This is a genomic window from Synechococcus sp. R3-13, assembly GCF_047462195.1.
In the GTDB taxonomy this organism is placed as follows: Bacteria; Cyanobacteriota; Cyanobacteriia; order Thermostichales; family Thermostichaceae; genus Thermostichus.
Genome location: NZ_JANSIO010000365.1, coordinates 1 through 2,488 on the forward strand (window position 1 = coordinate 1; position 2,488 = coordinate 2,488).

The following is a 2,488-nucleotide window of genomic DNA, read 5'->3' on the forward strand; positions in this document are numbered from 1 at the left end:
AGGCTGGGTTAAGGTGATAAAGAGTTACAGGGCTGGTCGCTATGGCTGAGATGAGTCCGTATCAGGTGTTGGGAATTAGCGAAGAAGCCTCTTTTGAAGAGATTCAATCGGCGCGGGCTCGGCTCCTGGCCAGCTTGGGCGCCGATGAACAGCAGCAAGAGCGGGTGGAGCAAGCCTACGATGCCATCCTGATGCAGCGCCTGCGCCTGCGCAAAGAGGGCAAAATCGCCGTTCCCGATCGCATTCGCTACGCCGAACAACGGGCTGCCCATCCTGAGCCGGAGCTGAGTTTGCCTCGCCCTGCTGCCCAAAATCCCCCCTGGGTCAGCCGCTGGTTGGATACCCCCTCTACCGCCGATGCCCTCTGGCCTGCGGCGCTGCTGGGTGGGCTGGGGGGTTGGGTTATCCTGGCTCCCGATGAGTACCCCTCGCTGCAACTGGCCTTGGGGCTGATGGCTTGTATCTATTTCCTGTACCGCAAAGAGCGCCGCTTCATTCGCGCTTTTCTCTTGGCCCTGGCGGGCCTGAGCCTGGGGCTGATGTTGGCCTACGGCATTGCCCTTCCTCTCACCGGTGGCGATGCTCCTGGTGCGCTGTTGGTGGGGATCACGTTTACGGTGATGTGGTTGGTGACCAGCTTTCTGCGCTAGCTGCCGGTTGGCAACGGATATCCAACCAGGGATCATCCTCACCTGCCAAACCGCCGCTGCCGCGACTGATAGCTAAGCAAGGCTTGGTGAAAAGCGGCTCGGTCGAAATCCGGCCAGAGGATGGGGGTGAAATACTGCTCGGTGTAGGCCATCTGCCAGAGCAGGAAGTTGCTGATGCGCATCTCGCCGCTGGTACGGATCAGCAGATCAGGATCCGATAAGCCGGTGGTGTAGAGAAATTGGGAAAAGAGGGCCTCGTCAATCTGATCCGGCTGCAGCAGCCCCTGCTGCACCAAGGTGGCAATGGAGCGGCAGGCTTGTAGGATCTCCTGTCGTCCCCCGTAGTTGAGGGCCACCGTCAGGCAAATGCCCTTGTTGTGCTGGGTGCATTCCACCGCATGCACGATGGTTTCCTGCAGAGAGTGGGGCAGAGCCGACAACTGGCCGGCAAACTGGATGCGCACCCCCTGCTGCACCATTTCCCCCAACTCCCGCCACAGCACCTGTTCGAACAACGTCATGAGGAAATCCACTTCCTCGCGGGCACGGCCCCAGTTCTCGGTGGAGAAGGCATAGGCGGTAAGGGCCGGGATCCCCCAATCATTGCAACAGCGCAGCAGCTCCTTCAGGGCCGCTACCCCTCGCTGATGCCCAACGCTGCGGGGTAAACCCCGTTTTTGCGCCCAACGCCTGTTGCCATCCATCACCACCGCCACATGGCGGGGCAACAACTGCGGATCTAGGTCGGCAGGCAACTGCAGAAGATGGGCAGGAGAAAGGGTCATGGAGATTCAGTCTTCGGGGAGGGTTTTCTCAGGTTTGCGAAAGAGTTTAGTCAGATCGGCAAGGGATCCCCACCAGCGCAGCGGCCCATTGCGAAACCAGGGGTGGGCCCACAATCCCTTTAGCGGAGCATCTCGTTTTTTGGCATCGCGGGGATTGCGCAACCGCTGTACCAGCAGTTCGTGTAACTTGGCACTGGTCAGAGGCCGCTCGATGCGCCCACCCTCGGCCAGGGAAATGGATCCCGTTTCTTCTGAGACCACAATACACAAGCAATTGGTCTGCTCTGTGATCCCCATCGCAGCGCGGTGCCGTGTGCCCAGCTGTCGAGAGGCGGCCCGCTCCGAAACCGGCAGGATGACCCCCGCTGCGCGAATGCGATTCCGATGGATGACCACAGCCCCATCATGCAACAAAGTTGAAGTCTGGAAAATGGTCTGCAAGATCTCCCGCGACACCCGCGCCTGGAGAGGTACTCCTTTGTCGGTAAAGACCCGCGAGTCAATTGGCTGCTCCGGCTCGATCACAATCAGCGCTCCTGTGCGGTTTTGGGAAAGTTCTCGCACCGCTTGCACCAGTTCTTCCACCAAATCTTCCTCAGGATCCTCCTCGTCGTCGCCTGCGTTGCTTGGCCACTCCATGCGGATAGCTCTTGCCAGTTGCTCCAGCAGCCGGCGAAACTCCGGTTGAAAGAGCACGCCCATGGCTACGGCTGCGCCCAGGAGCAGGCGATCCAAGATCAGGTGAACCAAGGGCAGAGAGGCTGTGGCCAGGTACAGCACCAACAGCACTATAAATCCCCGCACCAGCACCCCAGCACGACTTTCGCGGGTGTAATAGAGAGCCAAGGCCAACAGAAAGACGGCCAGAGCCCAGTCCAAGAGGCTGAGAAAGTTAAACTGCTGTAGCCAAGCCCATAAGGCCGCCAGCATGGCGAAAAACCCCGTTCACGCTCCCCTCATTGCGGGCCTTCTGACTGTGCCGTTCTGTACCTCAGAACCTCTCAACTCCAGAACCCTTGTTGACTGCGGCCCCCAGACCAGCCTACCACTCAC

3 protein-coding genes are annotated in these 2,488 nt (G+C 59.7%); 1 reads left to right on the plus strand and 2 read right to left on the minus strand.

The window, feature by feature from the left end; translation table 11 throughout:
* Window positions 1–50 precede the first annotated feature (50 nt).
* A complete protein-coding gene (locus NW856_RS11035; RefSeq protein ID WP_011433251.1) occupies window positions 51–650 on the plus strand; it encodes a CPP1-like family protein in 600 nt (199 codons plus the stop codon).
* 38 nt (window positions 651–688) lie between these two features.
* Here the strand turns inward: NW856_RS11035 and NW856_RS11040 are convergent, their stop codons facing one another.
* Both NW856_RS11040 and cdaA read right to left on the minus strand, forming a co-directional pair.
* A complete protein-coding gene (locus tag NW856_RS11040; RefSeq protein ID WP_414400280.1) occupies window positions 689–1,435 on the minus strand; it encodes an isoprenyl transferase in 747 nt (248 codons plus the stop codon).
* Window positions 1,436–1,441: 6 nt separating this feature from the next.
* Window positions 1,442–2,365 carry a diadenylate cyclase CdaA gene (cdaA, locus tag NW856_RS11045; RefSeq protein ID WP_414328940.1) on the minus strand — a complete coding sequence of 308 codons (924 nt, stop codon included), beginning with the start codon at window positions 2,363–2,365 and terminating at the stop codon, window positions 1,442–1,444.
* Window positions 2,366–2,488 lie beyond the last annotated feature (123 nt).

Bases quoted from the DNA above. Each gene is read 5' to 3' on its own strand.
- NW856_RS11040 (WP_414400280.1), bottom strand. From the start codon at position 1,435: ATGACCCTTTCTCCTGCCCATCTTCTGCAGTTGCCTGCCGACCTAGAT.
- NW856_RS11035 (WP_011433251.1), top strand. From the start codon at position 51: ATGAGTCCGTATCAGGTGTTGGGAATTAGCGAAGAAGCCTCTTTTGAA.
- cdaA (WP_414328940.1), bottom strand. From the start codon at position 2,365: ATGCTGGCGGCCTTATGGGCTTGGCTACAGCAGTTTAACTTTCTCAGC.